The organism is Ectobacillus sp. OTK (assembly GCF_059698935.1).
The window spans coordinates 4,576,920-4,597,117 of the sequence record NZ_AP048547.1 but is presented as its reverse complement, the minus strand read 5'-3'; the positions used below and the strand labels follow the sequence as shown (position 1 = coordinate 4,597,117).

General features: G+C 41.2%; 14 protein-coding genes and 1 pseudogene. 14 read left to right on the top strand and 1 reads right to left on the bottom strand.

The window, feature by feature from the left end; translation table 11 throughout:
• The first annotated feature begins 57 nt into the window (after positions 1 to 57).
• On the top strand, positions 58 to 477 hold the full coding sequence (locus tag AC6HZ4_RS22760; protein ID WP_497492093.1) for an RrF2 family transcriptional regulator: 420 nt from the start codon (positions 58 to 60) through the stop codon (positions 475 to 477).
• 7 nt (positions 478 to 484) lie between these two features.
• Here AC6HZ4_RS22760 and AC6HZ4_RS22755 read toward each other — a convergent pair whose 3' ends face one another.
• Positions 485 to 631: a diguanylate cyclase domain-containing protein gene (locus tag AC6HZ4_RS22755; RefSeq protein WP_497492092.1), complete on the bottom strand. Its 147-nt coding sequence runs from the start codon at positions 629 to 631 to the stop codon at positions 485 to 487.
• A gap of 178 nt (positions 632 to 809) precedes the next feature.
• Here AC6HZ4_RS22755 and AC6HZ4_RS22750 point away from each other — a divergent pair, with 178 nt between their 5' ends.
• From AC6HZ4_RS22750 to hemC, 13 genes and pseudogenes are all read left to right on the top strand, one after another.
• Positions 810 to 1,472 carry a cupin domain-containing protein gene (locus AC6HZ4_RS22750; protein ID WP_497492091.1) on the top strand — a complete coding sequence of 221 codons (663 nt, stop codon included), beginning with the start codon at positions 810 to 812 and terminating at the stop codon, positions 1,470 to 1,472.
• Between the two features lie 264 nt (positions 1,473 to 1,736).
• Positions 1,737 to 1,880: pseudogene (locus AC6HZ4_RS22745) on the top strand (hypothetical protein); the annotation flags it as partial.
• A 271-nt stretch (positions 1,881 to 2,151) separates the two neighbouring features.
• Positions 2,152 to 3,060 carry a polyisoprenyl-teichoic acid--peptidoglycan teichoic acid transferase TagU gene (gene tagU, locus AC6HZ4_RS22740; protein WP_497492090.1) on the top strand — a complete coding sequence of 303 codons (909 nt, stop codon included), beginning with the start codon at positions 2,152 to 2,154 and terminating at the stop codon, positions 3,058 to 3,060.
• 619 nt (positions 3,061 to 3,679) lie between these two features.
• Entirely contained in the window at positions 3,680 to 7,030 is a 3,351-nt protein-coding gene (locus AC6HZ4_RS22735) for a trifunctional glycoside hydrolase family 18/polysaccharide deacetylase/glycosyltransferase family 2 protein (RefSeq protein WP_497492088.1), read from the top strand.
• A 223-nt stretch (positions 7,031 to 7,253) separates the two neighbouring features.
• Positions 7,254 to 8,252 (top strand): hypothetical protein, encoded by a 999-nt coding sequence (locus AC6HZ4_RS22730; protein WP_497492087.1) that lies wholly within the window; start codon positions 7,254 to 7,256, stop codon positions 8,250 to 8,252.
• A gap of 191 nt (positions 8,253 to 8,443) precedes the next feature.
• Positions 8,444 to 9,730: a trigger factor gene (tig, locus tag AC6HZ4_RS22725; RefSeq protein ID WP_497492086.1), complete on the top strand. Its 1,287-nt coding sequence runs from the start codon at positions 8,444 to 8,446 to the stop codon at positions 9,728 to 9,730.
• 382 nt (positions 9,731 to 10,112) lie between these two features.
• Complete coding sequence (clpX, locus tag AC6HZ4_RS22720) at positions 10,113 to 11,378, top strand: ATP-dependent protease ATP-binding subunit ClpX (protein ID WP_497492085.1); 1,266 nt, start codon at positions 10,113 to 10,115, stop codon at positions 11,376 to 11,378.
• Positions 11,379 to 11,488: 110 nt separating this feature from the next.
• The gene (lonB, locus tag AC6HZ4_RS22715) at positions 11,489 to 13,168 is read left to right on the top strand and encodes an ATP-dependent protease LonB (RefSeq protein WP_497492083.1); all 1,680 of its coding nucleotides are present in this window, start codon (positions 11,489 to 11,491) and stop codon (positions 13,166 to 13,168) included.
• Positions 13,169 to 13,488: 320 nt separating this feature from the next.
• Complete coding sequence (lon, locus tag AC6HZ4_RS22710) at positions 13,489 to 15,810, top strand: endopeptidase La (protein WP_497492082.1); 2,322 nt, start codon at positions 13,489 to 13,491, stop codon at positions 15,808 to 15,810.
• The gene (gene yihA / locus AC6HZ4_RS22705; RefSeq protein ID WP_497492081.1) at positions 15,807 to 16,412 is read left to right on the top strand and encodes a ribosome biogenesis GTP-binding protein YihA/YsxC; all 606 of its coding nucleotides are present in this window, start codon (positions 15,807 to 15,809) and stop codon (positions 16,410 to 16,412) included. Before lon ends, yihA begins: the two co-directional genes overlap by 4 nt.
• A gap of 647 nt (positions 16,413 to 17,059) precedes the next feature.
• Positions 17,060 to 18,400 carry a glutamyl-tRNA reductase gene (gene hemA, locus AC6HZ4_RS22700; RefSeq protein ID WP_497492079.1) on the top strand — a complete coding sequence of 447 codons (1,341 nt, stop codon included), beginning with the start codon at positions 17,060 to 17,062 and terminating at the stop codon, positions 18,398 to 18,400.
• 18 nt (positions 18,401 to 18,418) lie between these two features.
• A complete protein-coding gene (locus AC6HZ4_RS22695) occupies positions 18,419 to 19,252 on the top strand; it encodes a cytochrome C assembly family protein (RefSeq protein ID WP_497492078.1) in 834 nt (277 codons plus the stop codon).
• 18 nt (positions 19,253 to 19,270) lie between these two features.
• A complete protein-coding gene (gene hemC / locus AC6HZ4_RS22690) occupies positions 19,271 to 20,197 on the top strand; it encodes a hydroxymethylbilane synthase (protein WP_497492077.1) in 927 nt (308 codons plus the stop codon).
• Position 20,198 lies beyond the last annotated feature (1 nt).

The following is a 20,198-nucleotide window of genomic DNA, read 5'->3' as shown; positions in this document are numbered from 1 at the left end:
ATTTATTGAAAATAGGTGAATACCCAAGATATATGATTCTAAGGGAGAGATTTTTTGATGAAAATTTCAAGTAGAGGAGAATACGCATTACGTGCTCTAATATGTTTAGGCAGCAGCAACAATCAGCTGACTTCCATTGATGAAGTATCTGAAAGGACATTGGTTCCAGTTAACTATTTAGAACAGATTCTCTTGCAATTAAAAAGAAATGGATATGTTCAAAGTAAAAGAGGTGTTAACGGAGGATATAAACTGAGCAGAAGCCCCCGTGAAATAATTATTGGTGAAGTTATTAGGAATTTAGAGGGACCACTCGCTCCTATGGGATGCGTGAGCATTACCTCTTACGAAAGTTGTCCGCTTGAGGAGGGATGTTTACTCAAACCATTATGGGCTATTGTAAGAGATACAGTTGCCGAATTACTGGATAGGACAACTTTGATGGATTTGTTGGATGGTAATGTAAATAAGACATGATGATGGTTTAATTTCCTGCTTCAACTAGTACGAACGGGTGTGTTAGTTGAAGCAGGATAGAAAATTCTTCACCGCCCATCCTGATCAATACGTCTGATTCGCTAACGTTGCTTTTCATAATAGCATGGATAGCATTTATCAAAGGCGCGAGCATTGAGGCCGTTCTTAGCTGCTACAAGCAGGTAAGAAGAAAAGGCTCATCAACTGTCCCCACACAAATGCCCATACATCTACATATAATGAGTGTGTTCAATAACACATCATTCAGCAAAGTATCTAAATTTAGAAAAATACTTCTAGACTGGCATAGTGTGAAAGGAGGAAAGCAAAGGATGGTTAACTCAGGATATGTTCCTAATAATACGAACATAAAAAAAAGCACGGGAACCCCAAATCTCTTTTTTGACTCGCGGAATAATGTACTTTTCAAGAGAAATGATAAAAATATTGCTTATGAAGTAACCTCAACACAGTTACCTGCTATGGTAGGCGGAGCTTTTGTTAATCTCTTTCTAACCAAGGGGTTTATAAGGGAACCTCACTGGCATCCAAACGCTTGGGAGCTAGATGTCGTTATTTCAGGAGAGGCAATCATTTCCATTCTTGACCCGGATGCTAGGCAGTTGCATCATTACCGGGCAAAGGCAGGTCAAGTGGTCTTTATACCTATGGGCTGGTGGCATTGGATTACACCTGTCTCAGATGAAGCACACCTCCATCTCTTCTTTAATAATGACCAGCCAGAAAATGCAAACGGCTCTGATATGTTGCGTTTCACGCCTCCAGAAGTGTTCGAAATTGCCTACAACGTAAATGCGAAACAATTAGCAGAGGTACTTGCCCCGATAAATGACTCTGTGGTAATAGGACCTCCAAATACAACTGTAGACCAACGATTAAAAACAAAACGAGATGATCAACACAATAAAGATAGCTCGATAACCGTAAAAATTGGAGAAAACACGATTATTTTAGAGGATGGCATAGGAAGCTAATACGGCAAATTAAAGTTTCTTTAACGAACGGCTGCGTTAAAGAAAAAGAAGTGGCTTGGAACTGATCCAAAAGGGAAATAATGCTCTTTTTTGAGCTGGAATGGAGAAATAGACCATCATTGAAACCCTAGTAAAATCAAGGGTTTCGATGGTGGTCTATTTTATACCCTTCTTTTAATTTTTATTGTCTAGCGGTTTTTGGCCAGCCCCGTTTTGAATTACCTAAAACAATAGCTTAGCATGATCTATTATTAGAATAGAAGAATCAACTTGCCAAAATTTTACGTATTAAAGTATTATCTAGAAGGTAATTCTTGGCGAGGCTTGTTCCCGTCTGGTATAGAGAAAAAGACGAAATTCTACTTTGGTGTGAAAGGTACAAATGTAGAGGACAGCCAAGCTGAATAAGATTTTTGCTGCGTTTATAGAGAAGGTAAACAACAGCTTGATGCAGCAGGTGTAAAGAGAGAAGATAGGGGTTTCTTGGGGGATAGTATTTTCGCTGACATATCAATACAGTTATTCAATTTGCTGAATTGTTGAATGCACTTATCGTTTTCTTTCAGGACAGGCCCTCCTATAGGAGGATAGTATCAACTGCATTCAGCAATCAAAAAGCAGGACTTCTGTAATTTTTGCGAAGCAATAAAGATTGGATAACGTGAAAGGGGAAACTAAGATGAAAAGAAAGCTATTACTTTGGATATCAGGAGTTATGGGATTTGTTCTTATTGGAGTTGGAATATACGTCTACTCTGTATACTCCAACGTTTCCAAAACATTGAATGAGGTGAATCAGCCGTTAAAGCGTGATACTTCACCGAAACGGTCTGAAGATATGAAGCAGGGTGCTCCTATTTCAATTTTACTCATGGGAGCTGATCCTCGCGGAGGGGAACGGGGCCGTTCAGATTCGTTAATACTGGTTACACTAAATCCGAGCAAGCAGTCTATGAAAATTGTAAGTATTCCGCGCGATACATACACAGAGATTGTTGGGAAGGGAATCAAGGACAAAATCAATCATGCCTATGCGTTTGGAGGCATTGATATAACAGTTGCCACTGTTGAGAATTTTTTAAATGTACCTGTGGACTATTATATTGAAGTAAATATGGAAGGGTTTAAGGATATTGTGGATGCGGTAGATGGTGTGGATGTTGATAATGATCTGGAATTTACGTATGAGGGCGTACACTTTAAGAAAGGGGCTCTGCATTTGAACGGTGAGGATGCTCTAAAATACTCCCGAATGAGGATGCTCGATTCACGTGGTGATTTTGGCCGTCAAATGAGACAGCGTCAAGTTATTCAGGCTGTGATCCAAAAGGGTGCGAATGTAGAAACTCTTGCAAACTATGGGACGATCTTAAGCGCTATTCAAAAAAATGTGAAAACAAACTTAACGCAAGATGAGATGTTTAAAATTCAACAAAATTATAAAGAAACCCGTAATAACATTGAAGGAATTCAAATCGATGGTGAAGGAAAAATGATGGAAAATACTTGGTATTACATTGTCTCGGATCAGACACGTCAGGAGCTATCCAGGAAACTGCGCGAGCAGTTAGAATTATCCGTACAATAACATGAATGGTTTTGACCCAAAAGAGTAATCATGCCCTCTTTTGGGTCGAAGGGGAAATTGGACCATTAAGGAACCCAGGTAAAATCAACGGTTTCTATAATGGTCTATTTCGCTTGGGGTCAACCCTTTCTTTGTGTTGCCTGAACAATTAATCATAAATTAATTGTTGAGATTTTATTTTAAGACAATCAGCAATTATGTTGTGTATGGTCATGAAAGTAATACAAATTTAACAAATTTAACAATTGGATATATTTACTATCAAGCATAACTTTGTTAGGCTAAGCGTTAGATTAATTAGATTAATAGCTAGGTTGTTATGAAGGTCGAGCGAAATAGTATTGATTATATACTTGGCTGCGACAAAGGAAAGCCTGTTAAAAGCAAGGACGCAAAATCTACGGCTCTGTTCAAGAACTATGACGGCTGGGTTACCGAATAGTTCTCAGGAAAGAGATATTCGATTATAGATAAGGCTGACTCTTTTTGTGTTGTAACGCCTAGAAAAGTTTGAAATATGAAGGAGGGAGTGTACTCTGATAACAGCCAATGTTTTGAAATTTAACTATATCTCCACTGTGATGACTCAGCTAAAAATATTGTAAAGTTAGGTGGCTGCATGCTTAGAAGATTATCAAATGATATGTATAAGAAAGTTAAGAATCTGTTATGCTACTATCGACGTAAAAAAACCATCTCAAACTATGAAACTGCTAATGGAAAATTTGTATTTGAGGATCATTCAAAAAAAAGACAAATTGTAATCAGGTGTTTTCTCGTTAGTTTTGTCATCCTCTCCCTTATGCTGTTAGTTATACCTGGTTTAAGTTTATATATGAGTCCTTTGTTGCCAAAATGGGGCACAAAGGAAGTGAATGAATTTTCAAATATTAGGCCCTCAGGGAAAGTGACTAATGATCCTCTTACACCTTTATATAATGATACAAACAGCAAGCTTCAACAAAAAGAAGATATACATACTGGTGATATGTATGCCTTCTATGTGAATTGGGACCCGAATAGTGAACGATCATTAAAGCGTAATATAGATACGATAGATATTCTAATCCCCCAATGGTTCCATCTGCAGCCTAATTTAGAGCTGGGAGAGGACATCCAAAAGGATATAGGGCAGCTAGCAAAAAAGCATAATGTTAAAGTAGTTCCTTTAATTAGCAACCTAGTTCAGGGTGAGTGGAATCAGGAGATCGTTCATAACTTATTGATTTCTCCGCAAGCACAGTCAAAACTCATCCAAGATTTACATAAACAAATTAAAAAGTATGGCTATGACGGCATAAATATAGACTTCGAAAATATAAAAGCGGATGATAGGGCATTGTTTACAGCCTTTATAAAGGAGCTATATGGTGTGTTTCATGAGGATGGACTTCTAGTGACAATAGATATGCCTCCAAATGATAAAGCATTTGATTATAATGAATTACAACAATACTCAGATCGTATGATTGTGATGTTGTATGATGAGAATTTTCAAACACCAGGTCCTATATCCTCATCCATATGGTATCAAGAAAATCTTGCACGTATACCTAAGGAGAAGCTTGTCGTTAGTTTGGGCAATTATGGTTATGATTGGGATTGGGAAAGCAATCAGCCCGGGGAAGTAGTATCCTTTGAAAATGTTATGAGAATGGCAGATAAGGCAAAATTACATATCCAATGGGATGATATGAGCAAAAATCCTTATATTAGATATATGGATAAGGATAAGCTGCATGAATTATGGTTTTTAGATAGTGTTACATTCTACAACCAATTAAAAATGGCTTCATCAGCTGGTGTTAAGGGAGTTGCGTTATGGAGATTAGGTACGGAAGATCCATCTGTTTGGGATATTCTGGAGAATCGAGGGGCTGATGCACTGCGTAACATAAAGAATGGATACAGCATCTATAACTATGGACAAGGCAATATTTTTCGCGTTAAATCGCTTCAGGAAGAGGGAAAGCGTGACCTTGTTTTGGATGATTCTGGTCAAATTTCAGGCGAGGCCTATCTATCTATACCTAAATCGTTTGAGGTAGAGCATTTAAGTAACGCGGAAACTAAGGAAGTGGTGCTAACCTTTGATGATGGACCTGATCCGGATTATACGACACGTATATTAAATATTTTAAATCAGTATCAAATAAAGGCGACGTTCTTTGTTATTGGTAAAAATGCTATGCTCAATCAAGATATTATGAAACGGATGTATAGAGAGGGTCACGAAATTGGCAACCATACGTTTTTCCATCCGAATACGAATAACATATCGTATGACCAATTAAAACTTGAATTGAATGCGAGTCAGCGCTTAATTCAAGGAATTACTGGACATTCTTCCTTATTGTATCGCCCTCCGTATGGGTATAATGATGAAAATACTGTAAATTCAGATTTTCAAAGGCTTCTGCATACGACTGAAATGGGATACCTTACAGTTAATTATGATATCGATTCCATGGATTGGAAAGCAACGAATAGCAAGGAAATTGTTGATAATATTATGCAGCGGCTGTCTAATGGTAATATTATTTTACTTCATGATGGTGGGGGCGACAGAAACAGCACTGTTCAAGCGCTTCCCGAGATTATTGAGAGCTTACAAAGCAAAGGTTATACATTTGTAACAGTCAGTCAACTAATGAATACGGACAGAAATCACGTTATGCCTTCTGTCAAAGAAGAGGAAAGTCCGTTAGTAGAGAGTGTTAACGTTATTTTAGGAAATATATCTGGCTTGAAAGGCTTGATGTCCCTATTGTTTTATAGTGTGTTATTTCTCTCTATTCTTCGTATGTCTATACTAGTTTACTTTGCTTTGCAGCATAAAAGGCGGACTCGATTGTCTTATACAGACGATGATTCATTTCAGCCCTTTGTGAGCGTCATTATTGCTGCTTATAATGAAGAAAAGGTCATAAAAAGGACCATACAGTCGATTTTAAAAAGTGATTATCCCAATTACGAAATTATTGTTGTAGATGATGGTTCACAAGATCGAACCTTTGCGATTGTATCTGAGAATTTCCATGCCAATGAAAGGGTCCATCTAATTCGCAAAGCAAACGGCGGGAAATCTTCAGCTATTAATCGGGGAGTCCAGAAGGCAAACGGCGATATCATTATTGCTATCGATGCTGATACAATTGTTTCGCATAAAGCTGTTTCATTACTTGTCCGCCATTTTATAGATGAAGAGGTTGCTGCCGTATCTGGAAATATAAAGGTTGGGAATGTGCGTAATATATTAACGGCTTGTCAGCATATTGAATATGTGACAGGGTTTAATTTAGAAAAACGTGCTTTTGGTGTCCTGAATTGTGTCACAGTTGTTCCTGGAGCAATCGGTGCTTGGCGTAAACAGGTGATCATGGAGTGCGGAGGATTTACGGATGATACATTAGCGGAAGATACGGACATGACTTTACAAATTCTACGTCAAGGTTATAAGGTCATCGTTGAAGAGCATGCATATGCTTATACAGAGGCACCAGAAGGCATAAGAGGTTTTCTTAAGCAACGGTATAGATGGACCTATGGAACTTTACAATGTCTATGGAAGCATAAGCGCGCTTTTTTTGCTAGAAAGCACAAATCATTAGGGTGCATTGCAATCCCTAATATATTGCTATTCCAATTTACATTACCTTTGATTGCCCCTGTTTCAGATGCTTTGGCTATCTTAGGAATACTTTCTGGAGATGCAAAGAAGGCATTGTTATTTTATACATGCTTCTTTATGATTGATCTCTTCATTTGCTTACTTACTTTTAGATTAGAGAAGCTAAGTCTTAGGCCGCTTATTTTTCTTTTCTTGCAACGGATGTTCTATCGTTACGTAATGGCTTGGATTGTTTGGAAATCTATTCAAGCTGCTATAAAAGGGACACGAGTTGGGTGGAATAAGCTGCAACGATCTGGAAATCTAGAAGTGGGCGAATCGGTCAAGAAAACAGGATAATGTACATGTTACTGATTTTACTATAAAGTAAGTACACATGCTTTTTTGCACGTGTAACTTGAACGCCCCCTTCGTTTGACCAAAACGAAGGGGCGTTTTTATTTAAAGATTGAGATAGAAAATAAGTGTTTCTAGCTATGTAAAATATGCCATATATTGTGTTTCAAATCTTCTTCTGCTATATTACCTGTAAGTGTAGAAAACCTTAAAAAGAGGCGAAGGTATGGAGGAAAAAGAGAAAACGGTCGTGATGTTTCCGAATCTGGGTGACCGTTTGCGGGAAAAAGGCTTTGATTCGTTACATAACAAACAATTTTCCGAGGCGCTGGACTGTTTTGAACAGCTATGTGAATATGGGCTTCAGGATGAGCAATCAGAGTTTGCAGCTGTTGTCTGTCTCATGGAGCTGCATGATTTGAAGGAAGCTAGAAGGCGGTGCGGAGCCTTGCTAAAGGAGAGTGACATCTTATTTTTTGAGGTGCTGGAGATGTATCTTTCCATCTTGCTTCAGCAGCATGATTATCAGGCAGTTACAGAGGCTGTTGAATTTGCTTTAGGAGATCATAAGCTTTCTGATGAACAAAGAGAAAAGCTATACCCGTTGCTTTCTTTTGCAGAAAAAATGGAAGGCTTAGAAAGCGGAATCCCTAAATCGTCTGAAGAGGAAGAACTAGTGACGGCACTAGGAGAGCGTGATGCAGCAAAGCAGCTGCAAGCTTTATATAATCTAAGACAGCGCGGGCCTATTCAGGCTGTCCCGTTCGTTATACGCTTTCTTCAGGATGATACCAATCATCCATATGTAAAATCCGTTTTGCTGCAGTTTTTGATGGAAAGCGGTGTTCGAGATGAGGTTTCTGTGACAAAGTTTGGCAGAACCATGTCTGTTGTTCCCTGTGAGCTTTCCGACATAAAAGAAAATGCGTTTGTTACTGGTGTGCTGCTTGAGGCGGAGCGAGGAACAGGGGGGCAAAATCCAACGATGATCCAGGCTTTGTCGGAGTATTGGTATGAAATGATGTTCCTTGTCTTTCCGTTTTCTCTTCTTCCTCCTGATGTCCGGGTTTGGGCTGCTGTTCTTGAAAAAATTGGCAGTGAACGCTTTATGCTGTCGTCGATCGATGAACAAATTGTCTCCCATTACGGCATCTCCCAAGCAGATATGGAAGAAGCATATTTGCAGCTTTTGAAGCTCGAGCAGGAAGGGTTTCTGCCGCTTTAAAGAAAAAGAACGTGCGGTGATGTTGAAACGATAATATTCTATGTTATAATGTAATGGTTGCAGGAGACAGATTCCTGCCTTTTTCGTGAAGCAGGTAAAGCAACAGCACTTTACTCAGTTTCGTATTGTTCTCGGACATACATACCGAGTCATGATAGTTTATTAATATCGTTGTTGGAGGGAAAGAATAAATGGTTGCAAAGTGGGAAAAATTAGAAGGTAGCGTTGGTGTACTAACAGTAGAGGTTGACGCTGCAGAAGTAAATCAAGCATTAGATGCAGCATTCAAAAAGGTAGTAAAAACAATTAATGTACCTGGTTTCCGTAAAGGAAAAATGCCTCGTCCGTTGTTCGAACAACGCTTTGGTGTAGAATCCTTATATCAAGATGCATTAGACATTATTCTGCCGCAAGCATATTCTAATGCAGTGGAAGAAACAGGTATCTTCCCTGTTGCGCACCCTGAAATTGACATCGAGCAATTAGAAAAGGGCAAAAACTTAATCTTTACTGCGAAGGTAACAGTGAAGCCTGAAGTGAAATTGGGAGAATACAAGGGCTTAGAGCTTACAAAAGAAGATGAAACTGTAACAGATGAAGATGTAGCAAACGAATTGACAAAGCTTCAAGAGAAGCAAGCTGAGCTTGTTGTGAAGGAAGATGGCGCGGTTGAAAACGGCGATACAGCTGTAATTGATTTCGAAGGCTTCGTTGACGGTGTAGCATTCGAAGGCGGAAAAGGCGAAAACTACTCTCTTACAATCGGTTCCGGTACATTCATCCCAGGCTTTGAAGAGCAATTGATCGGCTTAAAAACAGGTGAAGAGAAGGACGTAGAAGTAACGTTCCCTGAAGAGTACCATGCGGCAGATTTAGCTGGCAAGCCTGCTGTGTTCAAAGTAAAAGTACACGAAATCAAGGCGAAAGAGCTTCCTGCTTTAGACGATGAGTTTGCAAAAGACGTAAATGAAGAAGTTGAAACGCTTGATGAGTTAAAAGCGAAGCTTCGTGCAGACCTAGAAGAAAGCAAAAAGCGTGACGCGGAAAACAAACTTCGTGATGATGCAGTAGCTAAAGCTGTTGAAAACGCGGAAGTTGAAATTCCAGCAGCAATGATTGAAACAGAACTAGGCCGTATGCTTCGTGAATTCGAGCAGCGTCTTCAATTCCAAGGCATGAACCTAGAATTGTACTACCAGTTCACAGGTACAGACGAAGCTGCTTTAAAGGAGCAAATGAAAGAGGATGCGCAATCCCGCGTAAAAACAAACCTTGTGCTTGAAGCAATTGTTGAAGCAGAGGGTATTGAAGCAACAGAAGAGGCAGTAAACGAGGAAGTACAAAAAATGGCTGAAATGTACAACATGACAGCTGAGGCTGTAACACAAGCTCTTGGCAGCCTTGAAGGATTGAAAGAAGACTTGAAAGTTCGCAAAGCAGTTGATTTCCTAGTGGAAAGCAGCAAAGTTACTGCGTAAATCATATATAAACAGGGCGCGATGCTTGATCGTGCCCTGTTTTATAAAGAAGGCTTTTTCTAAGGAGAGGTATCCAGCTCCCATAGCCTGCTCCTACCTGCAAGATAGCCCTCTTCATACAAGGACAAAAAGTTCCTTTGATGAGAGGCAAAAGGCTATGTCTGCTTTTGCCTATAATCATTTTTTCGGGGCAGCAGGAAAACGCTTAGGTGACGCAGAATATATATTTTTTAAAGGTTGTCAAAATTTGCCCTGTACATATGAAACCATATAATTTGTATTTCTAAGCACATAGTGACATAATATGTATTTACATACGGTAGTAATTTCATTCTACATATAGTGGGTACTGTTTCTAGCACTTTTTAAGGGGTGTGAAGGTATGTTTAAATTTAATGATGAAAAAGGGCAATTAAAATGTTCTTTTTGCGGTAAAACGCAAACGCAAGTGCGTAAGCTTGTAGCAGGACCAGGAGTTTATATTTGCGATGAGTGTATTGAGCTTTGTACTGAAATTGTTCAGGAGGAGCTATCTAAGGACGATGAAGTAGAATTCAAGGACGTTCCAAAACCAACGGAAATTCGTGAGATTTTGGATGAATATGTAATCGGACAAAATAAGGCAAAAAAAGCTTTGGCAGTTGCAGTATACAACCACTATAAACGTATTAACTCTAACAGCAAGATCGATGATGTTGAATTGTCCAAAAGCAATATCGCCCTAATTGGACCGACAGGAAGCGGTAAAACGTTATTGGCGCAAACCTTGGCGCGTATTTTGAACGTTCCATTTGCAATTGCTGATGCAACTTCTTTAACGGAGGCCGGCTATGTCGGAGAAGATGTAGAAAACATCTTGTTAAAGCTGATTCAGGCGGCTGATTACGATGTAGAGAAAGCAGAAAAAGGTATTATCTACATAGACGAGATTGATAAGGTAGCCCGCAAGTCTGAAAATCCTTCGATTACACGTGATGTATCGGGAGAGGGCGTGCAGCAGGCGCTTTTGAAAATTTTGGAAGGTACGGTTGCCAGCGTTCCGCCGCAGGGAGGCCGCAAGCACCCGCATCAGGAGTTTATTCAAATTGACACAACGAATATTCTCTTTATTTGCGGTGGAGCATTTGACGGCATTGAGCAAATCATCAAGCGCCGCTTGGGCAAAAAGGTGATTGGCTTTGAGTCCGGTACGGCAAAAAAACAAGTGGATGACGAAAAAATTCTATCGCATGTACTTCCGGAGGATTTGCTGAAGTTTGGTTTAATTCCGGAATTTATCGGCCGTCTTCCAGTAATTGCGAACCTAGAGCAGTTAGATGAAGATGCACTTGTTGAAATTTTGACAAAGCCAAAGAATGCGCTTGTAAAGCAATATCAAAAGCTTCTAGAACTCGATGATGTAGAATTGGAGTTTGAAGAAGGAGCCCTGCTTGAAATTGCTAAAAAAGCAATTGAGCGTAAAACGGGTGCGCGCGGATTGCGTTCCATCATTGAAGGCATTATGCTTGATGTGATGTTTGAACTTCCATCCCGCGATGATATTGAGAAATGTATTATTTCACAAGAAACAGTTGCCGACGGAGCGCCGCCAAAGCTTGTGCTTCATGATGGCACGATATTAGAGCAAGGTACAAAAACATCAGCGTAACGTATAGAGAAGAAACAGCAATTGTCCGCAATTGCTGTTTCTTCTTATGTTTATCTCACACCCTACTCGGAGATACTAAAAGAAAATAGTAGGCTTTGGGAGGGATTGTGATGAGCTGGACGAACATTATTTTGCTCATTCAGTTGGCGCTAGGTGTAATTGTCGGTCTCTACTTTTGGCATTTGCTTAGAAGTCAGCGCACGCAAAAGATTTCAATTGATAAAGAGTCAAGAAAAGAGATGGAGCAGCTGCGGAAAATGAGGATGGTTTCCTTGACAGAGCCGCTTGCCGAACGAGTGAGACCATCTTCGTTTGCTGATATTATTGGTCAAGAGGATGGCATTAAGGCGCTAAAAGCAGCGCTTTGCGGTCCGAATCCACAGCACGTCATTATATATGGACCGCCGGGGGTTGGTAAAACGGCTGCTGCCAGACTTGTGCTAGAGGAAGCGAAAAAAAATGCGAAATCTCCATTTCGTGCAGCCGCTGTTTTTGTTGAGCTTGATGCAACAACAGCACGATTTGATGAAAGAGGGATTGCAGATCCGCTTATTGGTTCGGTGCATGACCCGATTTATCAGGGAGCAGGAGCAATGGGGCAGGCGGGAATTCCGCAGCCGAAAAAGGGAGCAGTAACTGATGCGCACGGCGGAATCCTCTTTATTGATGAAATCGGAGAACTGCATCCGGTACAAATGAATAAAATGCTTAAGGTGCTTGAGGATCGAAAGGTCTTTTTAGAAAGTGCGTATTATAGCGAAGAAAATACGATGATTCCTACATATATTCATGACATTTTTCAAAATGGTTTGCCTGCGGATTTTCGTCTCGTCGGTGCAACAACCCGTTCGCCAGAGGAAATTCCTCCAGCGATTCGTTCCCGCTGTCTTGAAGTCTTTTTCCGAGAGCTTGATACAGAGGAGATTGAAGCGGTTGCCTTAAATGCGGCATCCAAAGTAAACTTAGAGATTGGACGGAAAGGGCTGACTATGATTGGGCAATATGCTCGAAATGGTCGGGAGGCCATTAATCTCGTGCAAATTGCAGCAGGCATGGCGATTAACGAAAATCGTTCGTATATTCAGGATGAAGATATTGAGTGGGTCATTCACTCTAGTCAACTCACACCGAAGCATGAAAAACGTATTTATCCAATTCCAAGAATCGGTCTTGTGAACGGCTTAGCCGTATACGGTCCGAATATGGGGGCCCTTTTAGAAATTGAAGTGACAGCGATACCGACTGATGGAAAAGGCTCGCTTACAATTACGGGAATTGTAGAAGAAGAAAGCATTGGAAGTCAGACAAAATCGATTCGCCGTAAAAGCATGGCCAAAGGGTCCGTTGAAAATGTCACAACGGTTCTTCGATCTCTTGAATTGCTTCCGCAAGGATACGATGTACATATTAACTTTCCAGGAGGCGTACCGGTAGATGGTCCATCTGCGGGTATTGCAATGGCGGTTGGTGTATACTCAGCGGTACATGGCGTATACGTAAAAAATGAGATAGCAATGACGGGTGAAGTGAGCATTCATGGGGAAGTGAAGCCGGTAGGCGGTGTGTATGCAAAAATTAAAGCGGCGAAAAAAGCAGGAGCCAAAATGGTTCTCATTCCTGCTGAAAATATGCAGCCAATTTTATATTCCATTAAAGGCATTGAGATTGTACCAGTTCGGCATATGAAGGAAGTACTGGCACGAGCGATCGTTTCGGCTCCTTCCTCTGCGCGGACAAATATTGAATCTATTCCGTCTTCCTTTAATGAGGGGGATATTCAATCTATATAATCGGTTGAAAAATAATTGGGCAGGCCTATGTGGAAAAGAAGCACGCTTTTTAAGAAACAGCAATCGGCTGCCCAGCCGGTTACTTGCGTTTGACTTCGTTTAAGCATTGCTGCTTAAGCGAAGTCCATTTTTCGTTTTACGTCCTTTTTTAGAGGAGAGACCTGTATTTATATTGGAAAAAGCTCCTTGTACGCCCAAGAACATTCTTCCGTAAGAGGGCCGTGGCCACTTTTCTTAGTGTCTCAGAAATTGCATAACAGTTCTGTTGTAATATACAATAATGAAACAGAGAATTTATAAATCGGAGGTGCTATTACAACATGAAGGATAATGAAAGAGTTGTTCCCCTCCTGCCATTGCGAGGTATTCTTGTGTATCCAACGATGGTTCTGCATCTTGATGTAGGACGTGAAAAATCGATACAGGCGCTTGAAAATGCGGCGATAGACGATAATATTGTGTTTTTAGTAATGCAAAAAGACGTAAATGTTGACGAGCCGCATAAAGATGATTTGTATCCAATCGGTACGCTGGCAAAGGTAAAGCAAATGCTGAAGCTGCCGAATAATACGGTACGTGTGCTTGTAGAAGGTTTACATAGGGCAGAAATACAGGAGCTTTTGGAGGAAGAAGATGTTACGAATGCCGCTGTCCGCATTTTAGAGGATGAGGAAGCAGGTGATTTGGAGGAAAAGGCTTTGATGCGTTCACTGCTTGATCAGTTTGACGAATACATCAAGCTCTCCAAGAAAATCTCCAGTGAGGTATTTGCTACTGTTGCAGATATAGATGAGCCTGGGCGTTTAGCTGATTTAATTTCCTCCCATCTTCCGTTGAAAACAAAGGAAAAGCAGGAGATACTAGCGATTACTAATATTAAAGAACGTCTGCAGACACTGATTGCTTTCATTCAGGACGAGCAGGAGCTGTTAAATCTTGAGAAGAAGATTGGGCAGCGTGTTAAGCGTTCGATGGAACGGACACAAAGAGAGTATTTTCTCCGCGAGCAGATGAAGGCAATCCAAAAGGAGCTTGGCGATAAGGAAGGAAAAGGCGGAGAGGTTGAGGAGCTGCGGGATAAAATTGAGAGCTCCGGTATGCCAAACGAGACGAAGCAAGCGGCGCTTCGCGAGCTGGACCGTTACGAAAAGCTGCCAGGCAGCTCTGCTGAGAGCGGGGTTATTCGCAATTATATCGATTGGCTGCTGGCGCTTCCTTGGACGGAAGCAACAGAGGATATTTTGGACATTGAGCGTGCTGAAACGATTTTAGATGAGGATCATTTTGGGCTTGAGAAAGTAAAAGAACGCGTACTAGAGTATCTTGCCGTACAACAGCTCACACGCTCCTTAAAAGGACCTATTCTCTGTCTTGTTGGTCCTCCGGGAGTTGGGAAAACATCGCTTGCTCGTTCCATTGCAAGATCATTAAATCGCAATTTTGTTCGTATTTCCCTTGGCGGTGTACGCGATGAGTCAGAGATTCGCGGTCATCGAAGAACGTATGTCGGAGCAATGCCTGGCCGCATCATTCAAGGAATGAAAAAAGCAAAAACAATCAATCCAGTTTTCCTTCTGGACGAAATTGATAAAATGTCAAGTGATTTTCGAGGCGATCCATCTGCAGCCTTGCTTGAGGTACTAGATCCGGAACAAAACCATAACTTCAGTGATCATTATATTGAAGAGGCGTACAATTTATCAAAGGTGATGTTCATTGCTACCGCTAACACGCTCTCCAGCATTCCAGGCCCGCTCTTGGATCGGATGGAAGTTATCTCGATTGCCGGGTATACGGAGCTGGAAAAAGTGCATATCGCAAGCGATCATTTGCTGCCAAAGCAAGTGCGGGAGCATGGCCTTAGTAAAGGAAAGCTGCAGGTTCGAGAAGATGCACTATTAGACATTATTCGTTATTACACACGCGAGGCCGGTGTTCGGACACTTGAGCGTCAGCTCGCAACGATTTGCCGCAAAGCGGCTAAAATTCTTGTTACAGAAGATAGAAAGCGGATTGTTGTTACAGAGAAGAATGTGGTGGAGCTTCTTGGCAAAAAGAAATTCCGCTATGGAGAAGCAGAGCAGCAGGATCAGGTTGGTGTAGCGACAGGTCTTGCTTACACGGCAGCGGGTGGAGATACGCTTGCCATTGAAGTGTCGCTCTATCCTGGAAAAGGAAAATTGATTTTAACAGGAAAGCTTGGCGATGTTATGAAAGAGTCTGCACAAGCAGCTTTCAGTTATATCCGTTCCCGTGCGGCTGAGTTACATATTGATCCTGATTTCCACGAGAAAAACGATATTCACATCCATGTACCGGAAGGAGCCGTGCCGAAGGACGGGCCGTCTGCCGGCATTACCATGGCAACCGCACTTATTTCTGCGTTAACAGGGAAGCCTGTCAGCAGAGAGGTTGGCATGACAGGGGAAATTACGCTTCGCGGACGTGTATTGCCGATCGGCGGCTTAAAAGAAAAGTCATTGAGCGCGCACCGTGCAGGACTAAAGAAGGTTATTATCCCAGCAGACAATGAAAAGGACCTCGATGATATTCCAGAGAGTGTTAAGGAAAATCTAACCTTTGTACTTGTATCACATCTTGATGAGGTACTAGAGCATGCGTTAGTAGGAGTGAAGCAATGAAAGTAACAAAGTCAGAAATTGTCATCAGCGCTGTAAAGCCCGCTCAATATCCGGAAGGTGATCTTCCGGAAATTGCCTTGGCGGGGCGCTCGAATGTAGGAAAATCATCCTTTATTAATAGGATGATCAACCGAAAAAGCTTAGCGCGTATTTCTTCTAAGCCTGGAAAAACACAAACATTAAATTTCTATATTATTAACGATGTCATGTACTTCGTGGATGTGCCTGGCTATGGCTATGCCAAGGTGTCTAAGTCTGAAAAAGAGACGTGGGGGAAAATGATTGAAACGTATTTTACTGGACGAGAGCAGCTTAAGGCAGTTGTTCTTATTGTTGATTTACGCCATCCCCCTACAAATGACGATGTTATGATGTATGACTTCTTAAAGCATTACGAGATTCCTGTCATTGTAATTGCAACGAAGGCTGATAAAATTCCCAAGGGAAAATGGCAAAAGCATTTGAAGGTTGTGAAGGAGACTCTGGATATTGAAAAGGGAGATATCGTTGTGTTATTTTCTTCCGAAACAGGTCTTGGCAAAGAAGAAGCTTGGAAAGCGATTCATACATTTACGCATATACGTGAAGAGGAAAACGTGTGATGGATTCATCACGCGTTTTTTTCTTGCAAATCCTTTTTTACAGACTTTCCGAACAGGAAAGCCTAAGTTTAAAAGCAAGAAGAATGAAGTTCATTCCTACACATCAAAGTGTAACTATAGTAAGAGTGGTCCAACGATTCGAGTTGAACAAGATGATTTTGTTCGTATTCCAAAGTTAGGGCTCGTTGCATTTGTTCACACACAAGATGTAAAAGGAAAATTTCTGTCTGCTACTGTTAGTATGGAAGTTTCTGGAGAATATTTTGTTTCACTTCTAACAGCGCGAGATCTTAGAATCCCACTGCTTTAGCTGCGGGAGTGTCAATTATGGAATAAAAAGGTTTGAATTGAAAAAAATATTTGTGAGAAATACAAGCTTGTGTATATGTGAGTAAATGGATAACTGGCTGTTATATAAACGTTATGCAGAAGTAGTTCTCTTTTCTACAGAATAGTTTCCATGGCTTGATTATGCTGTCATTTTTTGATAACGTACAAGGTAGAATGTTTTATTTCGTTATGCTTTGCAGAAATATGTTATTGAGATTTTAAATAAATAATGTTCACATATTTGTCAGGTTTAAGCGGGTCAAGTTGTATTATGATAGGTAATAGATGAAAAATCGGGTGAAAAGGGGGGACAAAGCATGCACGTTCTTACTATTGGTGTGAATTATCGTACGGCCCCTGTAGAAATTCGTGAAAAGCTGTCATTCCAAGATTCAGACTTAGAAAAGGCTATGCTTCAGTTACAGCAGCAAAAGAGTGTACTGGAGAATGTGATCATATCAACATGCAACCGTACGGAAATTTATGCAGTTGTTGATCAGCTTCACACAGGGCGTTATTATGTAAAGAAATTTTTATCCGATTGGTTTGGTCTTCCGCTCGAGGAAGTGTCTCCTTATTTATTTATTCGTGAAGATGACAGCGCGATTGAACATTTATTCCGCGTGTCATGCGGGCTAGATTCGATGGTGGTTGGAGAAACACAAATTCTTGGACAGGTGCGCTCAAGCTTTTTGCAGGCGCAGGTTATGAAAACAACAGGTACAATTTTCAATGAGTTGTTTAAGCAAGCAGTTACGACTGCAAAGCGTGCGCACTCAGAGACAACGATTGGCAGTAATGCTGTTTCTGTTAGCTATGCAGCAGTAGAGCTCGCAAAGAAGATTTTTGGAGAGCTGCAAGAGTGTCATGTTCTGATTCTTGGAGCAGGAAAAATGGGAGAGCTTGCTTTGCAAAATTTGTACGGAAGCGGCGTTGGCAGGGTAACGGTTATGAACCGTACGTTTGAGAAGGCGGAATCGATGGCTCAAAAGTATGCAGGACAGGCAAAGCCATTAACAGATTTGCAGCGTGTGTTAGAGGAAGTGGATATTTTAATTAGCTCAACAGGGGCCGCGCATTATGTTGTTACCAGAGATATGATGGCAAAGGTAGAAAGAGCAAGACGTGGTCGTCCCATTTTTATGGTTGATATTGCTGTTCCTCGTGATTTAGATCCAGCCATTAGCGAACTTGAGAGCGTATTTTTATATGATATTGATGATTTGCAAGGTGTTGTAGAAGCAAATATGGAGGAGCGTCTGAAGGAAGCAGAAAAAATTCAGCTTATGCTTGAAGAGGAAATTGTTATCTTCAAAGCTTGGATGAATACACTCGGCGTCGTGCCTCTTATTTCTGCACTTCGTGAAAAAGCGCTCGCGATTCAAAGTGAGACGATGCAAAGCATCGAACGTAAAATTCCCACATTGACAGAACGAGAGCGCAAGGTGATTAATAAGCATACGAAGAGCATCATTAACCAGATGCTAAAGGATCCGATTCTAGTTGCAAAAGAACTAGCAGCTGAACCGGATGCACAGGAAAAGCTAGAGCTGTTTGCGAAAATTTTCAACGTAGCATCCTCTGCGCAGCAGGAAAGCAGACAAGAGCAGATCAAGCAAGAACAAAAATGGGCGCTGTCTGCTCAGCATCTTGTGTAGCTTAGTGAGGATAAAGGGATGAGCATCCTCGGCGGCAGCATAATTTATCACGTTGCTATTATTTTGTACGCCTGCAGCGTGAGCTTATATTTCATAGATTATTTGCAAAGTAACCAAAAGGCAAATCGTACCGCCTTTTGGTTACTTTCCATTGTTTGGGTGTTGCATACAGTATTTATGGTGATGAGAACGGTAGAAACGAATGCCAACCCAATGCTTACATTGTTTTCAGGCATTTATTTTTATGTATGGCTTTTAATTTCACTATCTCTAATGATTAATCGCCTGCTGCGTATTGATTTTCTTGTGTTTTTTACAAATGTCATTGCATTTGGCGTGAGCGCATTTTCCATCTTTACGCCGATGGGGAGAACGTCTCTCGTGTTAGCGAATCGATTAGTTTCGGAGCTGCTGTATGTTCATGTTGGCATGGCTTTCGTGTCATACGCAACGTTTACAGTCTCTTTCATTTTTTCGGTCATGTATTTACTGCAATACCGGCTGCTAAAGCAAAAAAAATGGAATGCCCGTTTAAGAAGACTTGGAAATTTAACGAAGCTTGACTCGTTATCATACATATTAAATCTATTTTCTATTCCATTTTTCTTTCTCGCCCTTTTATTGGGATGTATTTGGGCTTATGCAAAACTTGACCATTTTCATTGGTATGACCCGAAGGTAATTGGGTCATTTATCGTATTGTTTGTATATTGTATCGGTATTTATTTACGAGTATCCGATAAACTGCAAGGAAGAAGTGTGGCGCACTGGAATGTTGGTGCCTTTCTTGTTATGCTGATGAATATCTTTTTGTTCAGCAGCTTGTCATCATTTCATTTTTGGTACTCATAATGGTAGGAGAGAAAGTGTATGCGCAAAATTATTGTAGGTTCTAGAAGAAGCAAGCTTGCATTAACACAAACCAATTGGGTAATTGAGCAATTGAAGCAGCTCGGTCTGCCATTTGAATTTGAGGTGAAGGAATTTGTCACAAAGGGAGACGTTATTGTAGATGTGACGCTCTCGAAGGTGGGCGGAAAAGGCTTGTTTGTAAAAGAAATTGAACAGGCAATGCTGGATAAGGAAATCGATATGGCTGTACACAGTATGAAGGACATGCCGGCTGTGCTGCCAGATGGGTTAACAATTGGTTGTGTACCGAAGCGGGAGGACCCTCGCGATGTTATCATTTCCAAGCAGCATGTTCCATTTGCAGATCTTCCGTCTGGAGCAGTTGTCGGTACAAGCAGCCTGCGACGCAGCTCGCAACTATTAGCTGCCCGTCCTGACTTACAGATAAAATGGATTCGCGGTAACATTGATACACGTCTTAAGAAGCTGCAGGAGGAAGAATATGATGCAATCGTGCTTGCTGCTGCAGGGCTGAAGCGAATGGGCTGGGCTGAGGATGTGATTACGGAGTATTTGGAACCCGTTACATGCGTTCCGGCAGTTGGACAGGGGGCGCTTGCAATTGAATGTCGCTCGGATGATGAGGAATTGCTGCAAGCATTGCAGCTCTTTAACGATGAGAAAACAGAACGCACAGTAGCGGCAGAGCGTGTGTTTCTTCATCGGCTTGAGGGCGGCTGCCAAGTGCCCATTGGCGGATATGCGACAATAAATGAACAAAACGAGCTTACGCTTACAGCTCTCGTTGGTGCAAAGGAAGGATCAGTTCTTTTAAAAGAGACAGTAACAAGTCAAGATCCACAGCAGGCAGGGGAAGAGGCGGCTCGTTTGTTAATTGCCCGCGGCGCAGATAAGCTAGTGCAGCAATCAAAGGAGCAGGAGTAGG

Bases quoted from the DNA above. Each gene is read 5' to 3' on its own strand.
- hemC (WP_497492077.1), top strand. From the start codon at position 19,271: ATGCGCAAAATTATTGTAGGTTCTAGAAGAAGCAAGCTTGCATTAACA.
- hemA (WP_497492079.1), top strand. From the start codon at position 17,060: ATGCACGTTCTTACTATTGGTGTGAATTATCGTACGGCCCCTGTAGAA.
- lon (WP_497492082.1), top strand. From the start codon at position 13,489: ATGAAGGATAATGAAAGAGTTGTTCCCCTCCTGCCATTGCGAGGTATT.
- clpX (WP_497492085.1), top strand. From the start codon at position 10,113: ATGTTTAAATTTAATGATGAAAAAGGGCAATTAAAATGTTCTTTTTGC.
- AC6HZ4_RS22750 (WP_497492091.1), top strand. From the start codon at position 810: ATGGTTAACTCAGGATATGTTCCTAATAATACGAACATAAAAAAAAGC.
- AC6HZ4_RS22695 (WP_497492078.1), top strand. From the start codon at position 18,419: ATGAGCATCCTCGGCGGCAGCATAATTTATCACGTTGCTATTATTTTG.
- AC6HZ4_RS22730 (WP_497492087.1), top strand. From the start codon at position 7,254: ATGGAGGAAAAAGAGAAAACGGTCGTGATGTTTCCGAATCTGGGTGAC.
- AC6HZ4_RS22755 (WP_497492092.1), bottom strand. From the start codon at position 631: ATGCTCGCGCCTTTGATAAATGCTATCCATGCTATTATGAAAAGCAAC.
- yihA (WP_497492081.1), top strand. From the start codon at position 15,807: ATGAAAGTAACAAAGTCAGAAATTGTCATCAGCGCTGTAAAGCCCGCT.
- tig (WP_497492086.1), top strand. From the start codon at position 8,444: ATGGTTGCAAAGTGGGAAAAATTAGAAGGTAGCGTTGGTGTACTAACA.
- AC6HZ4_RS22735 (WP_497492088.1), top strand. From the start codon at position 3,680: ATGCTTAGAAGATTATCAAATGATATGTATAAGAAAGTTAAGAATCTG.
- lonB (WP_497492083.1), top strand. From the start codon at position 11,489: ATGAGCTGGACGAACATTATTTTGCTCATTCAGTTGGCGCTAGGTGTA.
- tagU (WP_497492090.1), top strand. From the start codon at position 2,152: ATGAAAAGAAAGCTATTACTTTGGATATCAGGAGTTATGGGATTTGTT.
- AC6HZ4_RS22760 (WP_497492093.1), top strand. From the start codon at position 58: ATGAAAATTTCAAGTAGAGGAGAATACGCATTACGTGCTCTAATATGT.